The sequence below is a fragment of the Candidatus Poriferisocius sp. genome, from assembly GCF_965204145.1.
In the GTDB taxonomy this organism is placed as follows: domain Bacteria; phylum Actinomycetota; class Acidimicrobiia; order Acidimicrobiales; family Bin134; genus Poriferisocius.
Genome location: NZ_OZ241977.1, coordinates 1760590 through 1786094 on the forward strand (window position 1 = coordinate 1760590; position 25505 = coordinate 1786094).

Below are 25505 nucleotides of genomic sequence, written 5' to 3' on the forward strand. Positions count from 1 at the left end.
CCGACCCAGCGACAGCACGCCCTGAGATCAACTCGGAGTCCAGCCCTGAGATCAACTCAACAGCACAGGTTCAACGTTGCAGGGCCGATGGTTGCTCACTCCTACATCGGGAAATGGCTCGGACTCATGCGGAGGCGAATTGGATTTGGATTTCCAGGGTGGGAGATCAGCGCGAGGCTCGGGTGGCGGTCGCAACTCATAGGTGCCGTCTTGGAGTCGATGCACAACCCAGCCGTCGTCGTGGATGCTGTGGTGGCAGCTGGGGCACACCAGCACCAGATTGTCGATGTCGGTGAGCCCGCCTCGGAACCATTCGACGATGTGATGCACTTCGCACCAAGCGGCCGAGCGACCGCAGCCGATGCAGTGCTTGTCCCGGACGATGAGAGCATCCCGCTGGGCGTCGGTAGCCGAGCGGTACTTGCGTCCCACCCACAGTTCCTGGCCCTCAGTGTCGAACACGGCAGGCAGGATGTCGGCGTTGCAGCCCAGCCGCAGAGCCTCAGACAGAGGCAGCGGCGTACCGTCGAGCAGGCGGGCGTCGGCCAGCTTCTGATTCAGCGAGTCCCAATCGGCGGTCACCACCAAGGTGGTGCCCTGCGGCTTGCGATCGCCAGACTCGGCGCAGACCAGGTTCTCCAGGGCGTCGGCCAGGCGCTGGTTGAACGTAGCCTGATCGGCCGCCGCTTTGTCGCTATTGGCGTTTCGCAGACGGCGTTCCTCATCGGCCAGCGCAGCCTCGATCCGATTCCCGGCTACGGGATCGAACCGGCCGTTCAAGATGAACATGCCGTCGTCGGGCGACTTGAAGAAGCTCAAGTCGCGGCGCTGGCGCTGCTTGGCCATCAGCGACTTGCCGTCATCGCCCGATTGCTCGTGCTGGTGGTCGCGTAATGTCCGGGAGAAGGTGCCAAAGTCCTGGTGTCGGGCCGCTTCCACCAGCACGGTTTCGTCAACCGGCCCCTGGGAAGCGGCTTTGGCGATCTGGGTGGCGTGGGCCGCGGGAATGTCCCCGGCACCCAGCGCGTCGAGGGTTTCGGGAACCTGGGAAAACTGGGAGGCGGTCTCCACCTCCCGCCGAGCCTGCTGCTTGGAGGCCTGAAGCTCTTCAAGAGCCACCCGGCGGGCCAAACCCTTGCCTGCCCGATTGGAATACGCAGCCAGCGTGGCCGTCTTCATCGCAGCCAGTCGAGCCTCAGCCTTCTTGATCAACCCCAGCCGCGCCCGCAACTCCGACAACGACAACCCATCGACATCAACCACCTCCGGCCAAACCGCCCCAGATGGCTTGTCTTCAGCTCGTTTCCCCTGTTCAAGAGGCCCAAACTCCATACATGCAAGTATACCGACCCCTGTGACAACATCCCCCTGAATAAGCGTGAACAGGCTAATTTATCTTGTAATTTATTGAACTTAGTTAAACATAAGCAACATGGTCCACAATCCTCCACGGTCCAGACCCTGTCGCCACCCTCCGAAACCCTCAATTCCGTTGTGACTGGGGCGAAAACTTGAACCTCCGCTTCACATCCAGAAAATCAAGAGTCAGAGGTCCCATCGCAGGGGCTGGGCTGATCACCCCCAACAATCACAACAAGCGGCGTCGCAGCCGGACTCAGATTCGGCGCTTCGGCGACCGCAGACGCGCCGCCGCCAAAGCCATCGAGAAGAACATCGAAGAACGCCTCGACGACGCCGTGCGCAAGAACCCCACCCGGCGAGACCTCGCCGAGCGGTTCCGACGACTCATCGACGAACTCGTCCTCGACTGGAAACGCAAACGACAAACCCTCTCAGCCGTCAAAGTCACCGTACGCAAGACCCTCGACAACGAACTGCCCGACATCTACGGATCCGAGCTGTTCGACCAAAAGGTCAGCGCCGTCTTCGAGCACATCTACGCCAGCTACTACAACAACGGGGAGTCGGTGTATAGCCAATCGCCCCCGTAACATGGGCGGATGGTCGATCCGGGGTCTTCTGAGGAGCGGTCGGCGCTTCCGCCCAGGGGGGCGCGGTGGCTGGCCTTTGCCTCGATTCTGATCGGGGGGCTGTGCGGGGGGTTGATCGGGTTCGCCTTTATCGACCTTCAGTGCGAGGGCAACTGCGGCCTGTGGACCGGGCTCGGCGCATTGGTCGGCGCATTGGTGGGCGCGGTGGGCTTGGCCGTGGTGGCGATATTGACGTTGCGGGCCATGGAGGAGTGGCGTCGCTTCGGCGGCCGCCGACAGGATCGCGATCGCGACTAGCTAAGCCGGGGCGGAGGACAACGCGGCGACGGCCCGCTCGATGTCGGCGTCGCCCACGTCCAGATGGGTGACAAAGCGCACGATGCCCGGCGCCAGCAGCCCGGCTCGGATGCCGGCCTGATGGAGGTGGTCCAACAGGCGCGGCGCGTCGGGGTGGCGAAACGCCACCACGTTGGTGTGCGGACGGCCGCGGGCCGCTTCCGCCTCGCCCAAGCGGGCGCCTGGCCACCGCTCAGCCACAGCATCGCCCAGGCGCTGCGCCCGGTCGTGGTCGTCGGCCAGCCGATCGATGTGGTGGTCGAGGGCATACAGCCCGCCGGCCGCGATCACCCCGGCTTGCCGCATGGCCCCGCCCAGCCGCCGCCGGTGCAATCGGGCTTCGGCAATCAGGTCGGCGGGCCCGGCCAGGAGCGAACCCACCGGCGCCCCCAATCCCTTGGACACACAGGACATGACTGTGGTCGCCGCGCTGGCCAGTTCTTCAGCAGGGGTTCCCAATGCGACGGCGGCGTTGAACAGGCGGGCGCCGTCCAGATGCACCGGCGGTCCCAGTGCGGCGGCCGCGGCCATTTCCCCAGCCCCGACGGCCAAGCCGCCCGAGGCCAGATGGGTGTTCTCAAGGCAGATGAGCGATACCGGGGGCCAAAAGCCGCCGCTCCCGGCCGCCACGGCCTCGGCGGCGGCTTCCGTGTCGATCACCCCGCCGGTGTCGTTCACCGCGTAGATCTGGAAGGCATTGTTGAACCCGGCCGCACCGCTCTCGTAGGACATCAAATGCTGTCGCCGACCCACCACCACGTTGCTTCCCGCTGCTCCGTGCAGCCGCAGAGCGATCTGATTGCCCATCGTGCCCGACGGCACGTACACCGCGGCAGGCTTGCCCACCAGTTCGGCAAACCGCTCCTCCAAACGGTTGACCGTGGGATCCTCCCCATAGCGGTCATCGCCGACCGGCGCAGTGGCCATGGCCTGCCGCATGGCCTCGGTCGGCTGCGTCAGCGTGTCCGACCGCAAATCCACCACTCCACGAGATGCCATCGCCATCAGCGTAGAGTTCAGCTGTGCCAGAGACCGAACCCTCTTCAGTGCCGGCTGGTCCAGAGTGGGACCACCTGGAGAAGCTGGCGGCGGAGGCCGCGGAAGTCGCGGCTTCGCTGCTGCGAGCCCAGACCGGTGCCCAGCTTCAGATCTCGGCCAAGTCGTCGCGTACCGACCTTGTCACCGACATGGACGTGGCCTGCGAGGCCGCCATCGTGGAGTTCTTGACCGCCTGGCGGCCCGATGACGCCATCCTGGGCGAGGAGGGCTCGGGACGTGACGGCACCACCGGCGTGCGCTGGATCATCGACCCCATCGACGGCACGGTGAACTTCGTCCACGGCCACCCGGGCTTCGGGGTATCGGTGGCTGCCGAGGCCGCCGGCCAGGTCGTCGCCGGCGCGGTGATCGATCCAATGCTCAACGAGACGTTCACCGCGCACCGGGGCGGCGGGGCCCGGGTCAACGGAAGTCCCATCCACGTGCGCCCCGACGGCGATCTGGCGCTGGCCCTGGTGGCCACCGGGTTCTCCTATGCCCACGAACGCCGGCGGCGCCAGGCGGAAGTGCTCGGGGAGCTGCTGCCGGTCATCGGCGATATCCGGCGAGTGGGAGGGGCGGCGGTCGATCTCTGCTCGGTGGCCTGCGGCCGGGTGGACGCCTTCTTCGAAGTCGGGCTGAATCCGTGGGACTATGCCGCGGGGGTCCTCATTTGCGAGGAGGCCGGCGCAATCGTCCAAGACCTGAACGGGGGGGCTCCCAGCAGCGATTTCGTGTTCGCCGCGTCGCCAGGAGTGGCCGACACCCTGCTGAAACTGCTCAAGGATGCCGAAGCCGACCAACTATGAGCCCTCCTGCCACGCATTTGCACTGAAAATCAGGCACCATTTCAGGGTGGGAACTCGCATCCTGGCCATTGAGGACGACGAGAGGATCCGCACCGCGGTCCGCCTTGCCCTCGAAGACGAGGGCTGGGATGTGCTGGAGGCGGCCAACGGGCAGGAGGCGTTCGCCGCTTTCTCGGAGGCACCCGCCGACGTCGTTCTCATCGACATCATGCTTCCCGATGTCGACGGGTTCGAGGTGTGCCGCACGCTCCGCCGCTCCAGCGACGTGCCCATCATCATGGTCACGGCCCGAGCCGACACCCACGATGTGGTCGCCGGCCTCGAGGCGGGCGCGGACGACTACTTGACCAAGCCGTTCGCTCCCAAGGAGCTCTCGGCCCGCATCCGCGCCCTGTTGCGCCGAGTCCGCACCACCGACACCTCCATGACCGACCTGCGCTTCGGGCAACTGGAGATCATGCCCGAACAAGGGGTGGTGACCGTCAACGGCGAAGAGGCCCACCTCACCAAGACGGAGTTCCGCCTCTTGGTGGAGTTGGCCACCAACTCCGGCAAAGTGCTGAGCCGAGAGGTGCTCCTCGAGCGGGTGTGGGATCTCGGGTACTTCGGCGACGGCCGCTTAGTGGACGTCCACATCCGGCGGTTGCGCACCAAGATCGAGACCGACCCGGCCAACCCGCGTTACGTGGTCACCGTCCGCGGCCTCGGGTACAAGCTCCAGGCCTAGAGGCCTGGAGGCGTCGCTCGAATGTCCTGGCCCCAATCGGGTTCTGAGGCCCGGCGTCCGGGAATTCGCCCCCGCATTTGGCGCCGGGCGGGCTCTCGGGCCCGGCGGCTGAGGCTCCGCACCCGCATCATCCTGGCTTTCGTGCTCTCCACCTTGCTGCTGTCGGCGGCGCTCAGCGTCATCGTGTTCGCGCTGACCCGCCAGAACCTCCTCAACGGGAGGGAGAATGACGCCCTGGCCACGGTGGGGTTCAACGCCTCGGTGGTCAACCGCCGTCTCAGCCCCGACATCGAGTCTGAGGCCCTCCAGAATCTGGTCAGCACGCTGGCCACCCCCGAGGGCTCCCGGCCGGTCTTGCGGGTGGGCAGCGACTGGTTTCAGCCGTCCTTCGAGTTCGAGCAGGGCGATATCGACGAGCGCCTCCGCCGAACCGTGGAAGGCGGCAAGCCGGCGCGGATGCGCTACCGGGTGAGGGACAGGCCCTTCTTGGTGATCGGCATCCCCATCCCCGGCCACAACGCCTCCTACTACGAGGCCACGCCGTTGGATGAAATCGAGGACACCCTGGGCTCCCTGGGAATCATCCTGGCCAGCGCGGGCGGGGGCGTGACCCTGGCCTCGGCCGTGGTCGGCTTCTGGGCCAGCCGTCGTCTGCTGCGCCCGCTGGTGGACATCGGCGAAGCCGCTCAGTCCATCGCCCGCGGCGACCTCAACACCCGGCTGGAGGCCGGGGCCGCCCAAGAGCTGGTTGCGCTCACCGACTCCTTCAACGACATGGTGGGCGCGCTCCAAGACCGGATCGCCCGGGATGAGCGATTCGCGTCCGAGGTAAGCCACGAACTGCGATCGCCCCTCATGACCCTGTCCGCTTCGGTGGAGGTCATGAACACCCGCCGGGCCGAATTGCCCGAGCGGGCCCGAACCGCCCTGGACCTCTTGACCGAGGACGTCAACCGCTTCGAGCACTTGGTGGAGGATCTGCTGGAGATCTCCCGCTTCGACGTCGGCACCGCGGAACTGGATTTGGACGTGTTCAACCTGCTCGAGTTCGTGGAGAATGCCGTGTCGGCCACCAGCCCGGTCAAGATTCCCATCGACTGCGACCTGGTCACCGCTCGAACCAGGGTGCGGGCCGACAAGCGCCGACTGGTGCAGGTCTTCGACAATCTGCTGAGCAATGCCCAGAGATACGCCGGGGGCGCCACCAAGATCGCCCTCGGCCATCAAGGCAAAGAGGTTGTGATCGCAATCGAGGACTCGGGACCCGGCGTGGCCGACGATGAGAGGGAGCACATCTTCGACCGGTTCTCCCGGGGCCGACAAGCAGTCGAGCGGGGTACCAGCACCGGAGTGGGACTGGGGCTGGCCCTTGTGGCCGAGCACGTGGGCCTGCATCAGGGCCGCGTTTGGTGCGAGGATCGACCTGACGGCCAGCCGGGGATCAGATTTGTCGTCTACCTCCCCATCGCCGTGCCATGACCAGGGCAACCGCACGCCGACGCCGGGGGGCGGCTCTGGCCGCATCTCTGTCGGCCGTCGCCCTCTTGGTCGGCGCGGCCTGCTCAGTGCCCGAAGACGGCCGACCCCGCACCGTTGAATACTCCCGTCTCCCCGACGACCTGGCGGCGCCCACCGCGTCCCCGGAGCCAACGCCGCTGATCACCCAGGAGGTGCTCATCTACTTGATCGATGAGAACAACCTGCTGTCCCCCGTGGCCCGCGACGTGGCCAGCCCAGCCCGTCCCATCGCCGTGCTGGAGGCCCTCTTCTCCGCTCCCAACGAGACCGAGTCGGAACAGGCCCTGACCACCGCCCTGCCGGCCGATGTCGAGGTGTCCTCGGTGGACATCGACCCCTCCAACGACTTGGTGGTCGTGGCGCTGGAGTCCGAGGTGTTCGAAGAGCGCTTGGAGGGCGAGAATCGCCAGCTCGCCGTGGCCCAGCTGGTGTTCACCGCCACCCAGAACACCGGCTCAACCCGATTCTCATTGACGTTGAACGGCAACCCTGTGCCGCTGCCCACCGACAGCGGCGAGAGCGATGTGCCCGTGACCCGGGACGACTTCTATTCGCTGGATCCCGAATACCAGCCTGAACCCACGCCCGAGCCCACCCCGGTCGAGACTCCCACCGCGACCGAACCCCCCACACCGACCGTGCCGCCCGAGGCACCGAGCCCGACGCCGACACCCCCCGTCGTGATCACTCCAACCCCCGAGCCCGGACCCACCCTGCCCCCGGGGATTCCTCCCGATTTCACCCTCGACTTGTCCTGAGATTGCCAACTCGACGGTGAGTGCCGGCCGGGGAGCGTCGGCTAGGGGAAAAACGCCCGGGCCACGTCGTAGAGCGCGGGGCTGACCGGCTTCAGCTCAGCCACCGCATCGGCGAGCCGTACCCGAACCATCTCCCCACCCTGAAATGCCACCATCGACCCCCAGTCACCGTCGTGGACCGCATCGATGGCCGCGATGCCGTACCACGAGCACAGCACCCGGTCGAGCGCACTGGGGGTGCCGCCCCGCTGGATATGGCCGAGGACCGTCACCCGGGTGTCGAAACCGGTTCGGGCCTCGATCTCAGCCGCCACCACCTGGCCGATCCCGCCCAACCGGACGTGGCCGAACTGGTCGATTTCCGGCTCGGGCATCTCGATGGTGCCCTCCTTTGGCCGAGCCCCTTCGGCCACTACCACGATGGAGGCCCAGCGTCCCCGTTGGTGGCGTCTGATGATGGCATCTGCCACTGCCTCGATATCGAAGGGCTCCTCGGGGATCAGGGTGAGTGTGGCCCCACCGGCGATGCCGGCCCAGGTGGCGATATGGCCCACATGGCGGCCCATCACCTCTACCACCATCACCCGGTCGTGCGACTCAGCGGTGGTGTGCAACCGGTCGATAGCCGCAGTGGCGATACCCACCGCGGTGTCAAAACCGAAGGTGAGCTCGGTGAGCCCGATGTCGTTGTCGATGGTCTTGGGCACCCCGACCACATTGGCCGCCCCGGCTTCGAACACCCCCACACCCGCCGAAAGAGTGCCCTCGCCCCCGATGACGATCAAAGCGTCGGCGCCCGCAGTCTCCATCGTGGCCCGCACCCGGTCGATCCCGTCGTCGTACATTCTGGGAGACAGCCGGGAAGTGCCCAGCACAGTGCCACCCCGGGGCAGAGTGCCCCGCATGCGCTCGACGTCCACCTCGATGAACTCGCCTTCGAGCACCCCGCGCCATCCATCGAGAAAACCGATCACCGAGTCGCCGTAGTGTCGCTCGGCCTTGCGCACGATTGCCCGGATGACGGCGTTCAACCCCGGACAGTCACCGCCCCCGGTCAGCACACCGACTCTCATGGGGCTCTCAAGGGAACTTGGCCTCTAATCCAGCTTGGTCAGCGATTGGCGGAGTTGGCGGACGGCTTGCGCGGTGCGCTGCTCATTCTCAATGAGCGCGAACCTGACGTGGCCCTCCCCGCCGGGGCCGAATCCCACCCCCGGCGAGACCGCCACTCGGGCGTCCCGCACTAGCCAGGAGGCGAACTCCACCGAACCCATTTCCCGATAGGGCTCGGGGATCTTGGCCCAAACGAACATGGTCCCCTTGGGCGGCTCCACTTCCCAGCCCATTCGGTTCAGCCCCAAGCAGAGGGCGTCGCGGCGGCTCTGGTAGATGTCGCACACCTCTTTGGGATGGCCGGGCGCCTCGTTCAAAGTCACCGTGGCGGCGATCTGGATGGGCTGGAAGGTGCCGTAGTCCAAATAGGACTTGAGCTTGGCCAACGCCGCCACCACCCGGGGATTGCCCACCATGAACGCCACCCGCCAGCCGGCCATGGAGAAGGACTTCGTCATGGAATAGAGCTCCACCGCCACATCCTTGGCCCCCTCAACCTGCATGATGGATGGTGGCAGGTAGCCGTCGTATCCCAGGTCGGCGTAGGCGAAATCGTGGACCAGCAGCACGTCGTGCTCTTTGGCGAAGTCCACGACACCGGCCATGAACTCCAGGTCCACACATGCGGTGGTGGGGTTGTGGGGGAACGAGAGCACGATGATGCGGGGCTTGGGCCACGAATACCGCCAGCGCTCCTGCATCGTCCCGAAGAAATCAGTGCCCGTGCTCAGGGGAATCTCCCGCACCTCAGCACCGGCGAACAACGGTGCATACAGGTGGATGGGATAGGAGGGCGAGGGCACCAGCGCGGCGTCGCCGGGCTGGAGCAGCGTCCACATGAGATGGGAGAACCCCTCCTTGGCCCCGATGGTGTTGATCACCTCGGTGTCGGGGTCGAGATACACGCCGAACCGCCGGGCGTAGTACCCGGCGATGGCCTCGCGCAGCTTGGGGATGCCCCGGCTGGCCGAGTAGCGGTGGTTGCGGGGGTTGCGAGTCGCCTCCGCCAGCTTCTCCACCGCGATATCGGGGGACGGCAGATCGGGATTGCCGAACCCCAGGTCGATGATGTCATGGCCGTCTCGGCGACCTTCCACCTTCAAGTCGTTGATGATGGTGAAGACATACGGGGGCAGGTTGTTGATCCGGCGGAACTCCACAGGTCCAATCTACTTTCTGGAAGTCAGATTTAATGTGGTTTCCCGGCACCGGATTCGGCCCGGCGGCGCAGGTTCTCCAGTGCGGTCTGCATGACGCGTGCCTCGGCCCTGCGCTTTACGAAACCGGGCAGCGGCATCACCATCTGGACGGCAAGGTGATAGGTGACCTCCGTGCGATCCGGTTCGCCGGGCACCGAGTTGAAGCAGTACTCCCCGTCGAGTCGGCGAGTCAGATCCCCCTGCACCAACCGCCAGGACACCCGGAGCGGGTTGGACCCGTAGTAGTACTCCAGCAGATAGTTGGTGCTGCGGCCCATGGCTGCGGCCCGGAACGACACCAGGCCGCCCCGGCCGTCGTCGTCCCGTCGGACCACCTCCACCTGCTTCACCTCGGTGGCCCATTCGGGATAGGACTCGAAATCGCACACCACTTCGAAGCAGCGCTCCGGCGATGCTTCTATGGAGATGCTCTTGGTGGCCTGGTCAAACATCGTCACCGTTCCTGCTGGGATCGACGCGTTCTGAAGTTGGGTCATCGGAAGGCCGGGGCGGGAAGATCCCGTGCCTGGCCCCCCATGCACCGGACAAGCCGAGTGCATAGACAGGTACCAGGATACCGAATGCGGACGCGGTGAACGGACGCACCGAGGCCGCGGCCAGCGCCACGACCACCTCGGTGGCCACAGCGGCCATCATCGAGAGCCGAACCGAACGGGGCGCACAGCCCGCCAGAAAGTAGAGGCCCCCCACGCCGATCAACTCGTAGCGACTGCGCTGCAACGCCCGCTGGAAAGCCCAGAGCATGGCTGCACACCCGGCGACCAGCAGCCCGAGCGACACCACTGCGATGGGAACGGCCATGGGATCGGGAAACGCCGTGGTGGCAATAGCGACGGCAGCGAACACCGCAGTCCCCGCCCAGCACGCCCGAAGAAGGTCCTGGCCCTCGACCCCCGGGGGCACCAAGCGGCTGCTCAATGCCATCAGCGATTCATCCCGCGGGCTATGACCTCGGCTATCACCCCTCGAAGCCGCTCGGCCATATGGTCATAGGAGAATTCGGCCACTGCTCTCAGCCGGCTTTCCAGCCCCATCCGCTGAAGGCGAACCCGATCCGACAGCAGGGTATCCAAAGATGCGATCACTGCATCCAGGTGGCTGGGCTCTTGCACCACCAGACCGGTTCGGCCATGCTCCACCGCCTCGGCCGCTCCCCCACTGTCACCAGCCAACTGTGGCACTCCGGCGGCGGCGGCCTCCAAGAACACGATGCCGAATCCCTCCTGCTCCAAACCACCCCAGCGCTGGCGGCACACCATGGCGAACACATCGGCACAGCCGTAGAGGTCGGGCAGGTCCGCATCGGCCACCCGATCGAGCAGGCGGGCCGGTGCGCCCGTGCGCCCGATGAGCCGGTCGAGACGATCCCGGTCGCGCCCGGCACCGGCTATCGCCAGGGTGAGCCCCGGATGGCGGTCGGCCAGTCGGGCCGACGCCGCAATCAGCACATCCATCCCCTTGCGAGGCACCAGCCGGCTGATGGACACAACCACCGGGGCATCGACGGGAAGTCCGAATCGCAGGCGGGCCTCCCGCCGCTGGACCGCATCCAGGGGTTTGAAGCGATCGATGTCAACCCCGGGCGGCACGATCACTGCGGGCAGCGGACCACCGGCGGCCCGCTCGGCTTCGGCCACCGAGTACCGCCCAGCGGTGATCACCACTTCGGCGCCGCGCAGCACCCGGGCCAGCAGCTGCCGGGTGCCGGGCAGGCGACCCGGGACGGTCACCTCGGCCCCGTGCAGGATCACGCCGTAGGGATGGGGCAGGCGGGGGGCGAGCGCCCCCAGCGGAACCGCGGGGTCATAGAGCACCAGCTCGGCATCGACCTCGGCGACCAGCCTGCTGATCTCCTCGGCCATCTCCCGGGTGGGCAGCAGAAACTGGCGGGGCGAGCGGACCACCTGGTGACCTTGCTGGGCATCCCACTCTGCGTCCCCGGGATGGGACCGGGTCAGCACGCATACCTCTTCGGGGGGCAGCCGGCGCCACAGCTCCCACAGGTAGTTCTGGATGCCCCCCAGCTTGGGGGGATAGTCGTTGGTGACCAGGAGATGCCGGGCCATGGCTCAAACCGGCTCTACCGAGCGCACACCGAGGCGGGAAGCCGCCCAATCGGCGTGGCGCACCAGCATGGGGTCGGGGTCCGACAGGTAGCGGTGCAGGATATCGATCACTGCGGGATCGTTTCTTCGGCCGGAGTTTCCCAGCGCGACCAGCGCGTTGCGCCGCACATAGCGGGGCTCGCGCCGGGGAATGTACCAGCGGCCATAGCGGGCCATCAGCTCATCGTCGTCCAATTGCAGCAGATCCACCAGATCCACCCATGCGATGTCATCATCCAGATCACCAGATCCTGCTTCGGCCCTAGCGCGGTCGGACTCGGCCGCCCTGTTGGGGGGGCACACTTCCTGGCAGTCGTCGCAGCCGTAGATCCGGTCGCCCAGAGCCTCTCGGAACTCCAGGGGGAAATCGCCGTCGGCCTGCACCAGCCACGCCAGGCACCGGCGGGCGTCCACCACGCCGGGCGCCACGATCGCCCCCGTTGGGCAGCCGTCCAAACAGCGGCGACACGGCCCGCACTGATCGGGAACCGGGTTCGACTGCTCAAGCGCCGCAGTGGTGATCACCGAGCCCAGCACGAACCAGCTCCCCTGGCCCGGAAGCAAGATATTGCTGTTCTTGCCGTACCAGCCCAGCCCCGCCCGCCGGGCCGCCTCCCGGTCCACGAGGGCATTGTCGTCAGCCACGACGGCGGCCTCATGGCCGGCGCTGCGCAGCAGCTCGGCAACTTCGCGCAGAGCTTCTCGCAGCGTGGCGTAGTAGTCGCGGCGGGCGTAGGCCGCCACCCGGCCCACCGCCCGGTCGGGTGCCACCGGAATTCGACGCCGGTAGCCGAGCGCACCGACCACCAGCGACCGGGCCCCGGCCACCGTGCGGCCGGGGTCGGTGGAGCGGTCGGGATTGCGATAGGTGAACGCCATGCCCCCGTGCAGGCCCTGTCCTCGCCTCTCCACCAAGGTGGCCCGGGTGGACTCGAAGGGCTCGGCCGGGGCCACGCCGACGGCGTCGAGTCCGGCGGCCAAGCCAGCCGCGATCACTTCATCGGCGTTGAGGGCGCTCACCACTCTCCGAAACTCGTCCAGCCCTCAGGGTCTTCTACCTCAAGGCCCATGATCTCCAACAGCTTGCGGGGGTGGACGAGGTTGGCCCCCCTGTCTCGGGCCCGCTCGCGTACTTCACCGTCCTCGGAGACCACCACGATCTGTCGCGACAGCGGATAGGACTCACACTGGTTGATGATGTGGTCATCGGCGGTCATCCCCGGCTCGGAGAATCGAACCGTCACCCCCAGGGAGCGGGCAGTGGTGGCGATGTAGTCGTAGTCGGTCTCGGTGCCGTCGAACACCACGACGAACTCCGCCCCGGAATACCGGGCGCTCAGCTCCTCGATCTTGCGAAGAAACCGGTGCCGCTGCTCCTGCACTGCCAGTTTCTCCCAGTTCTTGAACGTCACGTTGTAGCCGTCGACCAGCACCACCACGTCGGACACCTGCCGAAGCAGATATTCGACGGCTTCAGGGGTGTCATTGAGCAACCCGCCGGGCATGGAAACCGGCGTTCGCTTGGTCAGCGGGGGCGGCAGCACGGGCTCGGGCTCAGCCGGGGGCTCAAAACCGGCCTCTCGGGCCATCGCCACCTCGTTTTCGGCAGCCGCCAGCCGCGCTTTGAGGCTGCTGACCTCCCCGCCATGCTGCTCGCGGGCATCCCTGAGGTCTTTTTTGAGCCGGTCGTTCTGCGCCTGAGCCTTCTTCAGCTTCTCGTCGGTTCGAACCTCTTTGCGCTGGACTCGCTCCAAGCTGCTCTGAGCAGTCTCGAGTGCCGTTCGCGTCTGATCCAACAGGGCAATGAGCCTGGCCGCCTCCTCATCGGCTCGACGAGCCTCGGTGCGGGCCTGGGCGGCCTGCAATCGAGCCTCATCCCGCTCACGGGCAGCCCTGTCCCGATGGACATCGGCCTTTTCGAGGCCCGTCTCGGCCCGTTGCAGTCGCTGCGCGAGCTCTTGGACCCGTTGGGCATCAGCAGCCCGCTCTGAATCGCGCTCGGCGGTTGCAGCCAGCGCGGCATACTCCTTCTCCCACCCGTCCGGTCGAGTCAGCCAAAGCCAACCGATTCGGCCCACCTCCTCCTCGGCAATAGCCGCAACCACCCGCTCTCGGAACTCCCCGTCGGCCTCCACCACCTGGCGCACCTGGTTCAACGCCCGTTCGGTGAACTTGCTCTTGTTGAACGCCATGAACTGCTTCAACCGTGCCGGCGGGTCGATCGGGGGCTTCTCTTTCTGCCCGGCCCGAGCGATCTCCACCGACCTCATGAGCGCGTCTCTCAATTCCTCAGTTGTCGGACTATTCCCCGGTTTCATTCCTGCTCCCCACCCTGCTGGTCGGCGTCATTTGAGACCGAGACGAAGGCATCCAGCACTTCGCCCGCCTGCCCGTCGTCGATGGATGCCGACGCGGCCTCCAGCCCTTCACCCAGTGTGTCGGCCACATCGGCCACCACCAAGGCCCCGGCCGCGTTGAGCACCACGATGTCCCGGTGCGGCCCCGGCTGGCCGTCCAAGACCCGTCGCAAGCAGTCGGCATTGACGGCTGCATCCCCGCCTACCAAATCCCCTGGGGAGGCGGGCGCCAGACCCAGCGCAGCGGGATCCACCGTGTGGTGGAGCGTATTGCCATCCCGCAACTCCCAGACATCGGTGGGCGCTGTGGTGGACAACTCGTCCAAGCCGTCCTGGCCGTGCACGATCATGGCCCGCTCCGAACCGGTGGCAGCCAGCACTTCCAGCATGATCTCGGCCATCGACCGATCGCTGGTCCCCACCAGCTGGCGCCGAACGCGGGCCGGGTTGGCCAGCGGCCCGAGGAAGTTGAACACCGTGCCCACGCCCAGCTCCCGCCGGGGCGGTCCCGCATGGCGCATGGCCGGATGGAAGCGGGGGGCCAAACAGAAACCGAAGCCGACCTCGGTCACACACCGGGCCACGCCGTTGGGACCGAGATCGATCACCGCCCCCAGCGCCTCCAGCACATCAGCAGACCCGCATTGGGATGAGGCCGACCGGTTGCCGTGCTTGCACACCCTGGCCCCCGCTCCAACAGCCACCAGCGCAGCCGCGGTGGACACGTTGATGCTGCCGCTGTGGTCGCCGCCGGTGCCGCAGGTGTCGATCAGGCCGAGGCCGGCGGCATCCAGCGGAACCGTCTCCGCCGCCTCCCGCATGGCCGACAGCAGGCCGACGAGTTCTTCCGCGGTCTCCCCCTTGGTCCGCAAAGCAATCACAAACCCGGCGATCTGCGCAGGCGTCGCCTCCCCCTGAAGGATCTCGGACATGACCGCGTCGGCCGCCGCCGCGCTGAGGTGGCCGCCTCCCGTCAACTGCCGGAATATCCCGGCCCATCCCCCGTGCTCGTCGAGGCTCACGGCCTAAGTGTGGCCCATCATCTGTACCCTGCCACAATCTCCTTTATGAAGATCTGCGTCATCGACGTGGGCACCAGCAGCATCCGCTCCGCGGTGACCGACGGGCATGGGGTGATCTGCTTTCGCCAGCAGCGCACACCCCCCGACATGCCCGAGCCGGGGCTGGTGGAGTTCGACGCCAACGAGATGGCCGCTGTCATTCTCCGAACCGCCACCGAAGTCATCGACGAGGTCGAGGGCGTGGATGCGGTGGCCGTCACCAACCAACGGGGATCGGCGGTGGTGTGGGACCGGCAGACCGGAGAGCCGGTGGGCCCGGCCCTGGGATGGCAGGACCTTCGCACGGTGGGCGAGTGCCTTTCGTGGCAGGCCGAGGGCCTTCGGCTGGTTCCCAACGAGTCGGCCACCAAGCTGGTCTGGCTGCTCGACCAGCACGATTCCGACCGGACTCGGGATCTGTGCTTCGGCACCGTGGACACCTGGGCGGTGTGGTGCTTGTCGCAGGGCGCCAGCCATGTGGTGGATCCCTCCAATGCGGCGATGAGCGGGATGCTGAGCGACGACGGAAGCCGCTGGTCGGATGAGATTGTGGGGCAGATCGGGGTTCCCGCTCACTGCCTGCCGGAGATCGTGGACTCCACCGGGGTGGTGGGCACTGCTTCTGCATTGCCAGGGGCGCCCCCGATTGCCGGGATCATCGGCGACCAGCAGTCTTCGCTCATCGGACAGCGCTGTGTGCTCGAAGGGCTGGCCAAGCTCACTTTCGGCACCGGTGCCTTCTTGGACGTGTGCACCGGCCCCGACCGGCCGATCGCCGACAAGCGCAGCGACCGGGGCACGTTTCCCATCGTGGCCTGGCAGGAGGACGGGGCCATCGTGTGGGGCGTGGAGGCCATGATGATCGCCGCCGGGTCGAACATGAGCTGGCTGATCGACGATGTGGGTCTGCTGGGCGATGTGGCCGAGTCGACCGAGTTGGCCGCCAGCGTGTCCGACACCGGCGGCGTGGTGTACGTGCCGGCCTTATACGGGCTGGGCACTCCCCACTGGGACTTCGGCGCCCGGGCCGCGCTGTTCGGCATTACCGGGGGCACCACCACGGCCCACATCGTGCGGGCGGTGTTCGAGGGAGTCGCCCACCGGGCCGCCGATCTGGTGGAAGCCGTCGAGGCCGACAGCGGCCATCGCCTGGAGCGGCTCAGGGTGGACGGCGGGATGTCTCAGAATCCGGTGTTCGTCCAGATACTGGCCGACACCCTGGCCCGGACGGTGGAACTGTGCTCCGTGCCGGAGGGGACCGCGCTGGGCGCGGCGGTGCTGGCCGGACGGGCGCTGGGCCAGTGGTCAAGCTGGCAAGAGGTGGCCGACTCCTGGTCGCCCCGGGCGGTAGTGGAGCCGCAGGCGGTTGTGGAACGCGATCGCTGGCACGACGCGGTGCAGCGGGCGGCCCGCTGGTACCCCGAGCTCTCCGATATCGGCCTATAAAACCCCTCGGCGCGCGTACGTGCGCCCACAAAACCCCCTCGCCTCAAGATGGCGGGGCTGGCAGACTGGATGCGACGGTGAGTCGGCCAGGTGGCCGCGGCATCGGGGCCTCGGCCTCGGTGTCGAGGAAGGTCGGGACTCCGCAGGGCAACGGTGCTGGCTAACGGCCAGTCGGGGCGACTCGAAGGAAAGTGCCACAGAGAACAGACCGCCGATGGCCCGGATTTCCGGGCACAGGCAAGGGTGAAACGGTGCGGTAAGAGCGCACCAGGGGCCGGGGCGACTCGGCTCGCTCGGCAAACCCCACCGGGAGCAAGGCCAAGCAGGGGACATGGTGGCCCGCCGCCCCGTCAGGGGCAGTCCCCGGGTAGGCCGCTTAGATGGATGGCCACCTACGGTCCGCCAGGACCCGGACAGAATCCCGCCTACAGGCCGACTCACCGTCCAATCTCTTCGGAGACGGCAATGCTCAGCGCTGCCGGGGCTGCCGCCGATCAGCGCCCATCTGAGACCGGTCAAGGCGGCCCTGGGTGCAGAACAGGCGCAAACGCTGGCGATCGGTGAGGCCGTAGCGGCGCACGGCCCAGGCGCCGACGGCCAATCCGATCAGCTCTAGTGCGATCAGCGCGCCCGCGGGCTTGAATTCGGGAAGGCCCCCGTTGGCCACATCCACCCCGAAAACCGGCCACCAGAACAGATCAGTGCGCAGCCACGCGCCGTCCAGCACCAAGTACAGGAACAACCCGATGGGCAGTCCCAGCCAGCGGCGCCGGGCCAACCGGCGGCCCCGGGTGGCCAGCATCACCGCCAACAGCACGACCAGCGGCGCCAGCAGGGTGTGCAGCGCCCACGGACCCCCGGCCAGCAGCTCGACCATCGGCAGCAGGGAGCCGAGCATCACCATGCGGTAGTCCAGCGCCGGACTGTCGAACACCAGGGCCACCAGCACGAAGCTGAGGGCCAGAAACCAGAAGAACACTGGTTGTCCGTCCGGTCAGGCCCTCACCAGGATGCGGCCGCACTCCTCGCAGTGGCACAGCTCATCGGCGGGCGCGTGGCGGATGCGGTCGAGTTCCATGGCCGAAAGCGCCAGATGGCAGCCCTCGCAGATGCCGTTGCGGAGCCGGGCCACCGCCACTCCGCCCATGCGGGCTCGCAGTCCCTCGTAGCTGGCCAGGGCGGCCTCGGGGACATCGGCGGCCTCGGCTGAGCGTGCGGCGGCCTCCTGGTCGATCTCGGCCTGCACGGCGGCTTCGGCCTCAGTCAGCTGCTGTTGGGCAGAGATTGCCTCGGCGTCGGCGGCCTCGAGGCTGGTGCCCAGAGTCACAACGTCAGACTCGATTCCCTCGATCGCCTCCATCAACTCCAAAGCATCGCTTTCCATGGCCGAGCAGCGCGACCGCAGTCCGTCCACTTCCTCTTGAAGCGTCAGCAGCTCCCGGGTGCCGGTGACCTCTCCGGAGTACAGCCGGTCGTGCTCCCGCTTGGTCCGGTCTTCCAGAGCGGCCAGCTCGTCCTCGTTGCGCTTGAGATTCCGCTGAAGCTCCAGCTGCTTCATCTGCAAGGCCTCCCGCTGGTCGACGAGCCTCTTGCTGTCCGATTGCCGGGCGGCCAGCGCGGCCTTCTCGGGCAAGGTGTCAAGGCGATGGCGGAGCTGGTCGATCCGGGTGTCGTGGTCCTGCACCGACAGCAGGCGCTGGAAGTGATCGTCGCTCACGGTGCGATCTTAGGGGTCATGCTTCGGACTCAGACACCGTGCCCGGATCGGGGCCGTCGACACCAGAATCAGGGACCACCTCGTCGTCGGTGGGGAGATCTGAACCAGAACCCGGACCCACGCAGGTGTCGGCCACCCCGTCGTCGTTGGAGTCCAGAGGGAACTGGCCGTCGAGGCACTCCACCTCGATGGGCAAGGGAGTGCCGCAGAACAGCGGGATGGGCTCTCCGCCCTCCACCGCGAACTCGCTGAACCCACACGGCTCGACTCCTTCGGTGACCAGCAAATCCACGCACGCGTCGTGAGTGCCGTCTCCGTCGGTGTCCACCGGCACGATGACGGGCACAATCACCTCCGGGTCCTCGGGCTCCAGCGGCGTCGCACAGGGGACGCCCACCGTGAACACGTCCTCCAGCTCGATGAGGTCGCTGAGCCGGGGCTCGCCGGGACAATTCGGAAATTCCACCACCTCAAGGCCCTCGTGATAGCTGGTCATGAACCGGCCCCACGCCACCGCCGGATAGGAGCTGCCGGTGACCTTGCGCATGGGGATGCGCTCATTGGGGTTCCCCAGCCACACCGCAGTAGCCAGATGAGGAGTGAACCCCACGAACCACGCATCGGCCGACTCCTCGGTGGTGCCGGTCTTGCCCGCCGCAGTCTGGAGGGGCAGCTGCGCCCGCCGCCCGGTGCCGTTGACCATGTTGTTCTCCAACACGTCGGTGGCCCAGCAGGCCGAGCGCTCCGTCACCACCCGCTGGCCCGACAGCTCGTGGCGGTAGAGCACGTTGCCCTGGCGGTCGACGATCCGCTCGATGAAGTACGGCTCGTAGCGGATGCCCCCGGTGCCGATCACCCCGTAGGCCGACGCCATGTCGACGGGGTGGACCTCCTCGGAGCCCAGCGGCAGCGACGCCACCGGCTCCAACTCGGTGGTGATGCCCATCTTGGTCGCGGTGTCGACCACCGGCTGAATCCCCGCCACCCGGCCCAACCGCAAGAACGCGCAGTTGGAGGACACCCTGATCTGGTTGGTGATGGTGTCGACCATGCCAGGCGAGCTGGCAAAGTTGTTGGCCACATAGGGGTCGGGGACGCCACCGGGGTTGGGAATCTGGCAGGGACCCCGTCCGCTGATCCGGTCGCTGGGCAGGTACCCCTGCTCGAACAGGGTCATCATCACGAACGTCTTGAACGCCGACCCGGGCTGGCGGGTGCCTTGGGTGGCCAGGTTGAACTCCTCGGTGTCCTGGGCGAACCCCGGTCCCCCCACCACCGCTCTCACCGCTCCGGTGTCGGGTTCGAGGGTGGCCAGGGCCATGGTGGCCTCGACCCCGCCGTGCTCTCCCTCGTTGTATTCGGCCAGGGTGGCGGCCACCGCCGCCTCGGCCTGGCGCTGGGCGGCAGGGTCGAAGGTGGTGTAGATGCTGAGGCCGCCGTTGAAAACAAGATTGAAGCGATCCTCGGCACTTCCGCCCAAATACCGGGGGTCGTCCAAGAGCTGCTGCTTCACCTCCTCCACGAAGTAGCTCTTGGGGGGCAGCTCGATCTCGTTGACCTCTTTGGGCAGCGGCTGGAGGTGGTAGGCGTCGGCCTGCTCGGGGGTGATGTACTCCAGCTCGGCCAGCCGGTTCAGCACGATGCGCCGCTGGCGCAGGGCCCGGAGGGGGTTGTTGATGGGGTCGTTGCTGCTGGGGTTGCTGATGAGCGCGGCCAGAAGGGCCGCCTCCCCCCATCCCAGATCGGCGGCATCCAGCCCCCAGTACACCTCGGCCGCGGCCTGCACTCCGTAGGCGCCCTGGCCGAAGTACACCGTGTTCAGATACAGGTTGAGGATCTCGTCCTTTTCCATCTCCTGCTCGAGGCGCTTGGCCATGGCCATCTCCTGGAGCTTGCGCTCGGCCTCGACCTTGTTGCCCACCACCAGGTTCTTGATGAGCTGCTGGGTGATGGTGGAGCCGCCCTGGGTGATGCCCCCGGCCCCCACATTCTCCAGTCCGGCCCGGAACACCGCGCTGAGGTCGACGCCGGTGTGCAGGTAGAAGTTCTCGTCCTCGATGGCGATCACCGCGTGCTTCAATTCTTCGGAAATGTCGTCGAGGTCCACCAGCACCCGGTTCTCCACGTAGCTGAACACGTCGATGATCTGGAGGTTCGAGTCGTAGACGTAGGAGCGAATGGCCAGCTCGTCCAGGCTCACATCCTCAGTCAGGTTCACCTCGACTGGGGTGGACTCCCACGACCTCAGCACGTCGGTGGTAGGGGGCCAGACCACGAACAGGGTGGCGGCCAATGCCAATGCCAGCATGGGCATGAGCACGGCCAGACGGAACAGGTGGGACAGCCACCTCAGGAAGTCCTTCACCAGACCCCCAACGCTATCGGCCCGGCAGTCGACAGTGGGCGCGCACTATCGGCTCCGCAACCGGGGCAAATGGGCCCTCAGTAGCTGCCGCCCAGCTTGGTGTGATCCCAGCTGATGGTCTTCTCGGCCTTGACCACAACGGCGGTGCGCTTCAGGGCCATGTGTTCGGCTGCCTGCGACAGCATCTCCCGGTCGACGCCGGGGTTGTTGCGGACCATCACCTCCAAGGCGTAGCGGTGGACCACCTCGGGGTCGGTGTGCAGCTCGGCGTGCCCGTTGATGGCCACTCCCCGGAGCTTGTCGTACTCAAGGCCGTCCTCCATCAGCAGGGCGATCCGGCTGTCTCGCTCCAGGTTCTTGATCTTCTGCGACTTGGTGTAGGTCTCGAACACGATGTCGCCATCCACCACCGCAAACCACAGGGTGCTCAGATGGGGCGTCCCATCCCGGTTGATGGTGGCCACCTGGAGGCTCTTCTGCTCCTCGATGAACACCTCGAGCTCTTCGGGGGTCAAACGGATCTTGTCGCGTCGCTTAGCCATGCGCTCAGCTTTCCACACCGCCTCGGGCGGCGGTCATTCGTCCAGCACGGCGCGGGCCCGACGGGCGAGCGGCTCGTCCACCATCTGGCCCTCGAAGGCCACTGACGCCTCACCGCGAGCCTGGGCCTCGTCCCAGACAGCCAAAAGGGCCCGGGCTCGTTCCCGTTCCTCGGGTGACGGGGAGAAGCACTGGTTGGCCAGCGGCACCTGGGCGGGATGGATGCAGAGCTTGCCGCTGTAGCCGATGGACCGCCCCACCGCGGCGTCGGCCATGAAGCGCCCGTCGTCACCGAAGGCGGTCACCACCTGATCGAGCACCGGCACTCCGGCCAGGCGGGCGGCCAGCGCCACCTGCGAGCGGGCGTAGAGCACCTCGAGACCGTCGTCGGTGCGCACACCGCCCATGTCGGTGATGTAGTCCTCGGCTCCGAAATAAGCGATCTGAACGCCGGGGTGCCCCACCACATCGACAGCCCGGGCCACCCCGGCGGCGGTCTCGATTCCGGCCAGCAGCCGGAGGTGCCCCCGACCCGCCTCGGCCAGCGCATCTCGTACCCGATCGACCTCTGCGGCGCTCTCCAGCTTGGGCACCACCACCCCGGCCAGCTCCGTGCCCAGGCTCTCGGCGACGTCATCGGCGAACCACTCGGTGCCCGGCGGGTTGACCCTCACGAAAATGGCCAGGTCGGGGTGCTGGCGGCAAAGCTCGTCGGCGGCCGCTCGGGCCTGGCCCCGGGCCTCGGCTTTGGCTGCGGCCGCCACCGCGTCCTCCAAGTCCAGCACCACCCCGTCGGGGCCGCTGCGGGGGAGCTTGGCGCACATGTCGGGCCGGCTGGCCGGAGCGAACAGCAGGCTCCGAAGCCGGGGCAGCGCGTCTTCCATCAGGAGATTCTCGGTCATGTCAGCTCCGGTCGGCTGCGGAAGCAGTCCAAGGCCTCGGGGTTGGCCAGCGCCTCGATGTTGGCGATGGGCTGCCCGCAGATGGCGTCGCGCACCGCCAACTCCACCGTCTTGCCGCTGCGGGTGCGGGGGATGTCGTCCACCGCGCAGATCACCGCGGGCACATGCCGGGGCGAGGCCCCCGCCCGGATGGCCGCCCGGATCGCCGCCTGCAATTCCTCGTCGAGACGGATGCCGTCGGCCAGCATCACGAAGAGCACCACCCGAGTGTCGCCGGCGACGGGCTGGCCGACCACCACGCTCTCCGCCACTTCGTCCATGGCGTCCACCAGGCGGTAGATCTCGGCCGTGCCGATTCGCACCCCGCCGGGGTTCAAGGTGGCATCCGAGCGGCCGGAGATCACGAACCCGCCATGCTCAGTGGCGCAGATGTAGTCCCCTTGGTGCCAACAGCCCTCGAACCGCTCGAAATAGGCGGTCCGGTAGCGCTCATCGCCCCCCTCGCCCCAGAACCGGAGGGGCTGCGACGGGAACGGCGACGAGCACACCAACTCACCGAATTGCCCCGGCCCCAGAGGAGAGCCGTCGCCGTCGAGCACTTGGATGTCCAGGCCCAAGGCAGGGCGCTGGATCTCGCCCGACCACACCGGGGCGGTGGGATCGCCGGCCACCAGGCAACCGCACAGGTCGGTGCCCCCCGAGATGGACGCCAGATGCACGTCCGCCTTGACCTGGCTATACACGTAGTCGAAGCCGTCGGGAGACAGCGGCGAGCCAGTGGAGCAGATGGTGCGCAGCGTGCCCAGCCGGTGGGTCTGTCGGGGCGACACCCCGGCTTTGCGCAACGAGTCGATGTAGCGGGCCGACGTGCCGAACAGGGTGACCCCGGCCCGGTCAACCAAGTCGAACAGGGCGTCTGGGCTCGGATGCACCGGGTTTCCGTCCCAGACCACCGCGGCGGCCCCAGACGCCAGCGCCGAGGCCAGCCAGTTCCACATCATCCAGCCGGTGGTGGTGAAGTAGAGCACCCGGTCGCCGGGGCGGACATCGCAGTGCAGCTGGTGCTCGCACAGGTGCTTGAGGAGGATCCCGCCCGCCCGGTGGACGATGCACTTGGGCCGACCGGTGGTGCCTGAGGAGTACAGCACGTAGAGCGGATGGTCGAAGGGAAGCTGCTCGAACTGGATCGGCCCGGGGGGATGGGCCTCGATCCAAGCGTCGAAGTCCACGGTGTCATCAGGCGGGTCCCGGTGCGGGTCCAAGCGGTTCAGCACCACGGTGGCCTCCATGGTGGGCAACCCGGCCCGGATCTGTCCCAGCCGTTCCCGGCAGTCGAACGCCTGGCCGCCGTAGACGTAGCCGTCCACTGCGAACAGCATCACGGGTTCGATCTGGCCGAAGCGGTCGAGCACCCCCGCGGTGCCGAAGTCGGGAGACGTGGACGAGAACACTGCCCCAACCGAGGCCGCGGCCAGCATCACCGCATAGGCCTCGGGCACATTGGGCATCCAGCACGCCACCCGGTCGCCGGGGCCCACACCCTGGGCCCGCATGGCCCCAGCCAGCCGGGACACCAGCGCCCGCAGCTGGCCCCGTGTGGTCTCGGCGTAGACACCGGATTCATCGGCGAACACCATGGCGATCTCGTCGTCCTCGCCATCCAGCAGATTCTCCGCGAAGTTGAGCCGGGCGCCGTCGAAGAACCGCGTGTCGACCATGTGCTCGGCCTCGACCACGGGGGCGCTCCCCCGCTCTGAGGCCACCACCCCGCAGAGATCCCAAACCGCCGACCAGAAGCCGCCCGGGTTTTCCACCGACCACTGGTGCAGCCGCTCGTATCCCCCCTCGGCCCCCACGTCGATGCCCAATACGGCGCCGAAACGGGCCAGGTTGGTGTAGGCGGCCTTGTTCCGGTCAGGTGTCCAGAGCGGCTGGCTGCCCATGGTCAGACGATATTGGGGTCGGCCAGCCACCACCACCAAGCCGCAGCCGCCACCGCTCCCGCAATCAAGGCGACGAAGAAGGCCCGCTTGGCCAGCTTGTAAAGAAACACCAGCGTGGCCAGCACGGCGACCGCCGCCGCCGCCAACGCCAGCTCGGGGTTGGCCGTGGCGAACTCGATCAGCTCGTCGGGAATGTCGTCTCGCACTTCGGGGGGCAGACAGTCGAGGGCGCGCTCGGGGAGTTTGTCGATCGATCCTTCCCGCAGCTTCTCCAGAAGACCGGGGTCGACGCAGTCCACCCCGTCGGGCAGCTCAGGCGTCTGACCCTGCAATGGCATCGCGACATTCTCCCTTGCCGGTCGGCTGATTCCGCGCACCCCCGGCGGGGGCACCAGTCGACAAGCGCGAGGCGACTCCTAGCGCAGGTCGGAGAGCTTGACCAGCTCGGGCTCGATGCGCTCCACCGGGCCGGTGGGCAGGAAGAACCGCCAGAAGATGCTGCCGGTGGGGCGGCCCTCGGTGTCCAGCCAGTTGTACACGCCGGGGTCCTCATGGGCGATGACCATCTTGAAGGTGCCGTCGGCCTCCAGCGTGGTATTGGCCCGGTTGCGGCTGGTGACGCGGTTGCCGTAGTCGTAGGTCTGGCCCGCAGCAGTCCATAAGCACACGTTGCCGAACTTGCACTCCGGCCACCGCCCCGTCATCACCAACGCCTCGTCGGGGCCGAGCACATAGCGCCCCATGGTGTAGTAGGCGTCGAAGGCCGCGAAGCCCATGGTGCCGGGCGGCTGCGGATCGGGCAGCACGTTGGGCTCTCGGCTGACCCACGTCGGCAAGGGATAGGTGCCGGGGATGGGCTGTTGCAGGGTCTTGCCCAGCACGTGGTTGTTGACCCGGCCGATGGCGGCGGCCACGGTCTCGTCGTTCCAAAGCGTGGCCGGCCCCACCGGCGACAGGCACTCGATGGTGAGGGGGATGTGGAGCGACTCGTCGGCCGCCGCCGGCTTGGGGACCTCGAAATAGTGCCGGGTGGTGATCCGGCCCGTCTCGGGGGGCAGGTCCAGCCAGTTGCGGTCCCGGGGCTCGCCGCCGAGGAACACCTCGTATTTGCCGTCGGCATCCACGTCGATGTCGTCGTCGTTGAGCACTCCCCCGGTGCCGGTGGCGTATTTGCCGTCGGCCGAGCCCAGTTCCACGGTGAACGACGTGTAGACCGCTCCGGCCAGGTTGCCGGTGACCCGATAGGCCAGATCGCCGCTTACCGGGGCCTCGAAGTACACCGCATCGGCGTTGTCGCCGGTGAACTTGCGGGTGGGCGACACAATGCGGCGCCACACCGGGCGCTCGGGATCGAACTCGGCATGGGAGAACAGGGCCGACTGGAGAATGTGCAGCACCAGCCGGTGGCTGTCGGCGATGTCCTGGTCGCCGGAGACTCCCCACTCCTCGCCGCAGAAGCGCTCGCTCACCTGCCCCAGGGCATCAACCATGTCGGCCCATGCCGCCTGGGTTTTGGTCTGATCAGCCATAACGATCTCCCCCATTTCAGGACTGTCGCGGGACGTTACCGCAGCGGCTTGAACTCGCCACCATCCACC

At 67.2% G+C, this 25505-nt stretch carries 25 protein-coding genes and 1 other RNA gene; 8 read left to right on the forward strand and 18 right to left on the reverse strand.

Annotated features, from left to right (window positions below; genetic code table 11):
• Nucleotides 1–51: 51 nt before the first annotated feature.
• On the reverse strand, nucleotides 52–1332 hold the full coding sequence (locus ACOGI7_RS08115) for a DUF222 domain-containing protein (protein WP_419851412.1): 1281 nt from the start codon (nucleotides 1330–1332) through the stop codon (nucleotides 52–54).
• Nucleotides 1333–1511: 179 nt separating this feature from the next.
• Here ACOGI7_RS08115 and ACOGI7_RS08120 point away from each other — a divergent pair, with 179 nt between their 5' ends.
• Nucleotides 1512–1952: a hypothetical protein gene (locus tag ACOGI7_RS08120; protein ID WP_419851413.1), complete on the forward strand. Its 441-nt coding sequence runs from the start codon at nucleotides 1512–1514 to the stop codon at nucleotides 1950–1952.
• 9 nt (nucleotides 1953–1961) lie between these two features.
• A complete protein-coding gene (locus ACOGI7_RS08125) occupies nucleotides 1962–2249 on the forward strand; it encodes a hypothetical protein (protein ID WP_419851414.1) in 288 nt (95 codons plus the stop codon).
• Here the strand turns inward: ACOGI7_RS08125 and ACOGI7_RS08130 are convergent, their stop codons facing one another.
• Entirely contained in the window at nucleotides 2250–3287 is a 1038-nt protein-coding gene (locus ACOGI7_RS08130) for a threonine aldolase family protein (RefSeq protein WP_419851415.1), read from the reverse strand.
• Between the two features lie 23 nt (nucleotides 3288–3310).
• Between ACOGI7_RS08130 and ACOGI7_RS08135 the strand changes: the two genes are divergently transcribed.
• Genes ACOGI7_RS08135 through ACOGI7_RS08150 form a run of 4 tightly spaced genes read left to right on the forward strand, consistent with a single transcriptional unit; the run spans nucleotide 3311 to nucleotide 7138 of the window.
• Nucleotides 3311–4135, forward strand: a complete 825-nt coding sequence (locus ACOGI7_RS08135) for an inositol monophosphatase family protein (protein WP_419851416.1) — start codon at nucleotides 3311–3313, stop codon at nucleotides 4133–4135.
• 46 nt (nucleotides 4136–4181) lie between these two features.
• A complete protein-coding gene (locus tag ACOGI7_RS08140; RefSeq protein ID WP_419851417.1) occupies nucleotides 4182–4862 on the forward strand; it encodes a response regulator in 681 nt (226 codons plus the stop codon).
• Between the two features lie 21 nt (nucleotides 4863–4883).
• The gene (locus tag ACOGI7_RS08145) at nucleotides 4884–6341 is read left to right on the forward strand and encodes a sensor histidine kinase (RefSeq protein WP_419851418.1); all 1458 of its coding nucleotides are present in this window, start codon (nucleotides 4884–4886) and stop codon (nucleotides 6339–6341) included.
• A complete protein-coding gene (locus tag ACOGI7_RS08150; RefSeq protein WP_419851419.1) occupies nucleotides 6338–7138 on the forward strand; it encodes a GerMN domain-containing protein in 801 nt (266 codons plus the stop codon). Before ACOGI7_RS08145 ends, ACOGI7_RS08150 begins: the two co-directional genes overlap by 4 nt.
• Before the next feature lie 41 nt (nucleotides 7139–7179).
• Here the strand turns inward: ACOGI7_RS08150 and ACOGI7_RS08155 are convergent, their stop codons facing one another.
• Genes ACOGI7_RS08155 through trpD form a run of 8 tightly spaced genes read right to left on the reverse strand, consistent with a single transcriptional unit; the run spans nucleotide 7180 to nucleotide 14955 of the window.
• On the reverse strand, nucleotides 7180–8211 hold the full coding sequence (locus ACOGI7_RS08155) for a 6-phosphofructokinase (protein ID WP_419851420.1): 1032 nt from the start codon (nucleotides 8209–8211) through the stop codon (nucleotides 7180–7182).
• 24 nt (nucleotides 8212–8235) lie between these two features.
• Nucleotides 8236–9411: an aminotransferase class I/II-fold pyridoxal phosphate-dependent enzyme gene (locus ACOGI7_RS08160; protein WP_419851421.1), complete on the reverse strand. Its 1176-nt coding sequence runs from the start codon at nucleotides 9409–9411 to the stop codon at nucleotides 8236–8238.
• Between the two features lie 29 nt (nucleotides 9412–9440).
• Entirely contained in the window at nucleotides 9441–9902 is a 462-nt protein-coding gene (locus ACOGI7_RS08165; RefSeq protein WP_419851482.1) for an SRPBCC family protein, read from the reverse strand.
• Nucleotides 9895–10395: a hypothetical protein gene (locus ACOGI7_RS08170; protein ID WP_419851422.1), complete on the reverse strand. Its 501-nt coding sequence runs from the start codon at nucleotides 10393–10395 to the stop codon at nucleotides 9895–9897. The genes ACOGI7_RS08165 and ACOGI7_RS08170 overlap by 8 nt, the downstream gene beginning before the upstream one ends.
• Nucleotides 10395–11537 (reverse strand): glycosyltransferase family 4 protein, encoded by a 1143-nt coding sequence (locus ACOGI7_RS08175; protein ID WP_419851423.1) that lies wholly within the window; start codon nucleotides 11535–11537, stop codon nucleotides 10395–10397. Before ACOGI7_RS08175 ends, ACOGI7_RS08170 begins: the two co-directional genes overlap by 1 nt.
• Before the next feature lie 3 nt (nucleotides 11538–11540).
• Nucleotides 11541–12596, reverse strand: coding sequence for a tRNA epoxyqueuosine(34) reductase QueG (gene queG, locus ACOGI7_RS08180; RefSeq protein WP_419851424.1), 1056 nt, complete (start codon nucleotides 12594–12596; stop codon nucleotides 11541–11543).
• Complete coding sequence (locus tag ACOGI7_RS08185) at nucleotides 12593–13846, reverse strand: NYN domain-containing protein (RefSeq protein ID WP_419851425.1); 1254 nt, start codon at nucleotides 13844–13846, stop codon at nucleotides 12593–12595. Before ACOGI7_RS08185 ends, queG begins: the two co-directional genes overlap by 4 nt.
• 44 nt (nucleotides 13847–13890) lie before the next feature.
• The gene (gene trpD, locus ACOGI7_RS08190) at nucleotides 13891–14955 is read right to left on the reverse strand and encodes an anthranilate phosphoribosyltransferase (protein WP_419851426.1); all 1065 of its coding nucleotides are present in this window, start codon (nucleotides 14953–14955) and stop codon (nucleotides 13891–13893) included.
• A gap of 45 nt (nucleotides 14956–15000) precedes the next feature.
• On the opposite strand from trpD, the gene ACOGI7_RS08195 reads away from it, so the two are divergent.
• Together ACOGI7_RS08195 and rnpB are read left to right on the forward strand one after the other, a co-directional pair.
• Nucleotides 15001–16440 (forward strand): FGGY family carbohydrate kinase, encoded by a 1440-nt coding sequence (locus ACOGI7_RS08195; protein ID WP_419851427.1) that lies wholly within the window; start codon nucleotides 15001–15003, stop codon nucleotides 16438–16440.
• Between the two features lie 78 nt (nucleotides 16441–16518).
• An RNA gene (gene rnpB / locus ACOGI7_RS08200) (RNase P RNA component class A) lies at nucleotides 16519–16884 on the forward strand.
• A 25-nt stretch (nucleotides 16885–16909) separates the two neighbouring features.
• Here rnpB and ACOGI7_RS08205 read toward each other — a convergent pair.
• The 8 genes from ACOGI7_RS08205 to ACOGI7_RS08240 form a co-directional block, all read right to left on the reverse strand.
• Nucleotides 16910–17419 carry a hypothetical protein gene (locus ACOGI7_RS08205; RefSeq protein ID WP_419851428.1) on the reverse strand — a complete coding sequence of 170 codons (510 nt, stop codon included), beginning with the start codon at nucleotides 17417–17419 and terminating at the stop codon, nucleotides 16910–16912.
• A 15-nt stretch (nucleotides 17420–17434) separates the two neighbouring features.
• Nucleotides 17435–18157, reverse strand: coding sequence for a zinc ribbon domain-containing protein (locus ACOGI7_RS08210; RefSeq protein ID WP_419851429.1), 723 nt, complete (start codon nucleotides 18155–18157; stop codon nucleotides 17435–17437).
• A gap of 16 nt (nucleotides 18158–18173) precedes the next feature.
• Nucleotides 18174–20522, reverse strand: a complete 2349-nt coding sequence (locus ACOGI7_RS08215) for a transglycosylase domain-containing protein (RefSeq protein WP_419851430.1) — start codon at nucleotides 20520–20522, stop codon at nucleotides 18174–18176.
• Between the two features lie 77 nt (nucleotides 20523–20599).
• On the reverse strand, nucleotides 20600–21064 hold the full coding sequence (locus ACOGI7_RS08220; RefSeq protein ID WP_419851431.1) for a pyridoxamine 5'-phosphate oxidase family protein: 465 nt from the start codon (nucleotides 21062–21064) through the stop codon (nucleotides 20600–20602).
• Nucleotides 21065–21097: 33 nt separating this feature from the next.
• Nucleotides 21098–21964, reverse strand: coding sequence for an HpcH/HpaI aldolase/citrate lyase family protein (locus tag ACOGI7_RS08225; protein WP_419851432.1), 867 nt, complete (start codon nucleotides 21962–21964; stop codon nucleotides 21098–21100).
• A complete protein-coding gene (locus ACOGI7_RS08230) occupies nucleotides 21961–23907 on the reverse strand; it encodes an acetoacetate--CoA ligase (RefSeq protein WP_419851433.1) in 1947 nt (648 codons plus the stop codon). The genes ACOGI7_RS08225 and ACOGI7_RS08230 overlap by 4 nt, the downstream gene beginning before the upstream one ends.
• Before the next feature lie 2 nt (nucleotides 23908–23909).
• Complete coding sequence (locus tag ACOGI7_RS08235) at nucleotides 23910–24245, reverse strand: hypothetical protein (protein WP_419851434.1); 336 nt, start codon at nucleotides 24243–24245, stop codon at nucleotides 23910–23912.
• 78 nt (nucleotides 24246–24323) lie between these two features.
• The gene (locus ACOGI7_RS08240; RefSeq protein ID WP_419851435.1) at nucleotides 24324–25436 is read right to left on the reverse strand and encodes a DUF1214 domain-containing protein; all 1113 of its coding nucleotides are present in this window, start codon (nucleotides 25434–25436) and stop codon (nucleotides 24324–24326) included.
• Nucleotides 25437–25505: the final 69 nt, after the last annotated feature.

Excerpts from the sequence above, each read along its gene's own strand:
- ACOGI7_RS08115 (WP_419851412.1), bottom strand. The coding sequence starts at position 1,332 with ATGGAGTTTGGGCCTCTTGAACAGGGGAAACGAGCTGAAGACAAGCCA.
- ACOGI7_RS08125 (WP_419851414.1), top strand. The coding sequence starts at position 1,962 with ATGGTCGATCCGGGGTCTTCTGAGGAGCGGTCGGCGCTTCCGCCCAGG.
- ACOGI7_RS08130 (WP_419851415.1), bottom strand. The coding sequence starts at position 3,287 with ATGGCATCTCGTGGAGTGGTGGATTTGCGGTCGGACACGCTGACGCAG.
- ACOGI7_RS08145 (WP_419851418.1), top strand. The coding sequence starts at position 4,884 with ATGTCCTGGCCCCAATCGGGTTCTGAGGCCCGGCGTCCGGGAATTCGC.
- ACOGI7_RS08150 (WP_419851419.1), top strand. The coding sequence starts at position 6,338 with ATGACCAGGGCAACCGCACGCCGACGCCGGGGGGCGGCTCTGGCCGCA.
- ACOGI7_RS08155 (WP_419851420.1), bottom strand. The coding sequence starts at position 8,211 with ATGAGAGTCGGTGTGCTGACCGGGGGCGGTGACTGTCCGGGGTTGAAC.
- ACOGI7_RS08165 (WP_419851482.1), bottom strand. The coding sequence starts at position 9,902 with ATGTTTGACCAGGCCACCAAGAGCATCTCCATAGAAGCATCGCCGGAG.
- ACOGI7_RS08170 (WP_419851422.1), bottom strand. The coding sequence starts at position 10,395 with ATGGCATTGAGCAGCCGCTTGGTGCCCCCGGGGGTCGAGGGCCAGGAC.
- ACOGI7_RS08175 (WP_419851423.1), bottom strand. The coding sequence starts at position 11,537 with ATGGCCCGGCATCTCCTGGTCACCAACGACTATCCCCCCAAGCTGGGG.
- ACOGI7_RS08185 (WP_419851425.1), bottom strand. The coding sequence starts at position 13,846 with ATGAGGTCGGTGGAGATCGCTCGGGCCGGGCAGAAAGAGAAGCCCCCG.
- ACOGI7_RS08195 (WP_419851427.1), top strand. The coding sequence starts at position 15,001 with ATGAAGATCTGCGTCATCGACGTGGGCACCAGCAGCATCCGCTCCGCG.
- ACOGI7_RS08220 (WP_419851431.1), bottom strand. The coding sequence starts at position 21,064 with ATGGCTAAGCGACGCGACAAGATCCGTTTGACCCCCGAAGAGCTCGAG.
- ACOGI7_RS08225 (WP_419851432.1), bottom strand. The coding sequence starts at position 21,964 with ATGACCGAGAATCTCCTGATGGAAGACGCGCTGCCCCGGCTTCGGAGC.
- ACOGI7_RS08230 (WP_419851433.1), bottom strand. The coding sequence starts at position 23,907 with ATGGGCAGCCAGCCGCTCTGGACACCTGACCGGAACAAGGCCGCCTAC.
- ACOGI7_RS08235 (WP_419851434.1), bottom strand. The coding sequence starts at position 24,245 with ATGCCATTGCAGGGTCAGACGCCTGAGCTGCCCGACGGGGTGGACTGC.
- ACOGI7_RS08240 (WP_419851435.1), bottom strand. The coding sequence starts at position 25,436 with ATGGCTGATCAGACCAAAACCCAGGCGGCATGGGCCGACATGGTTGAT.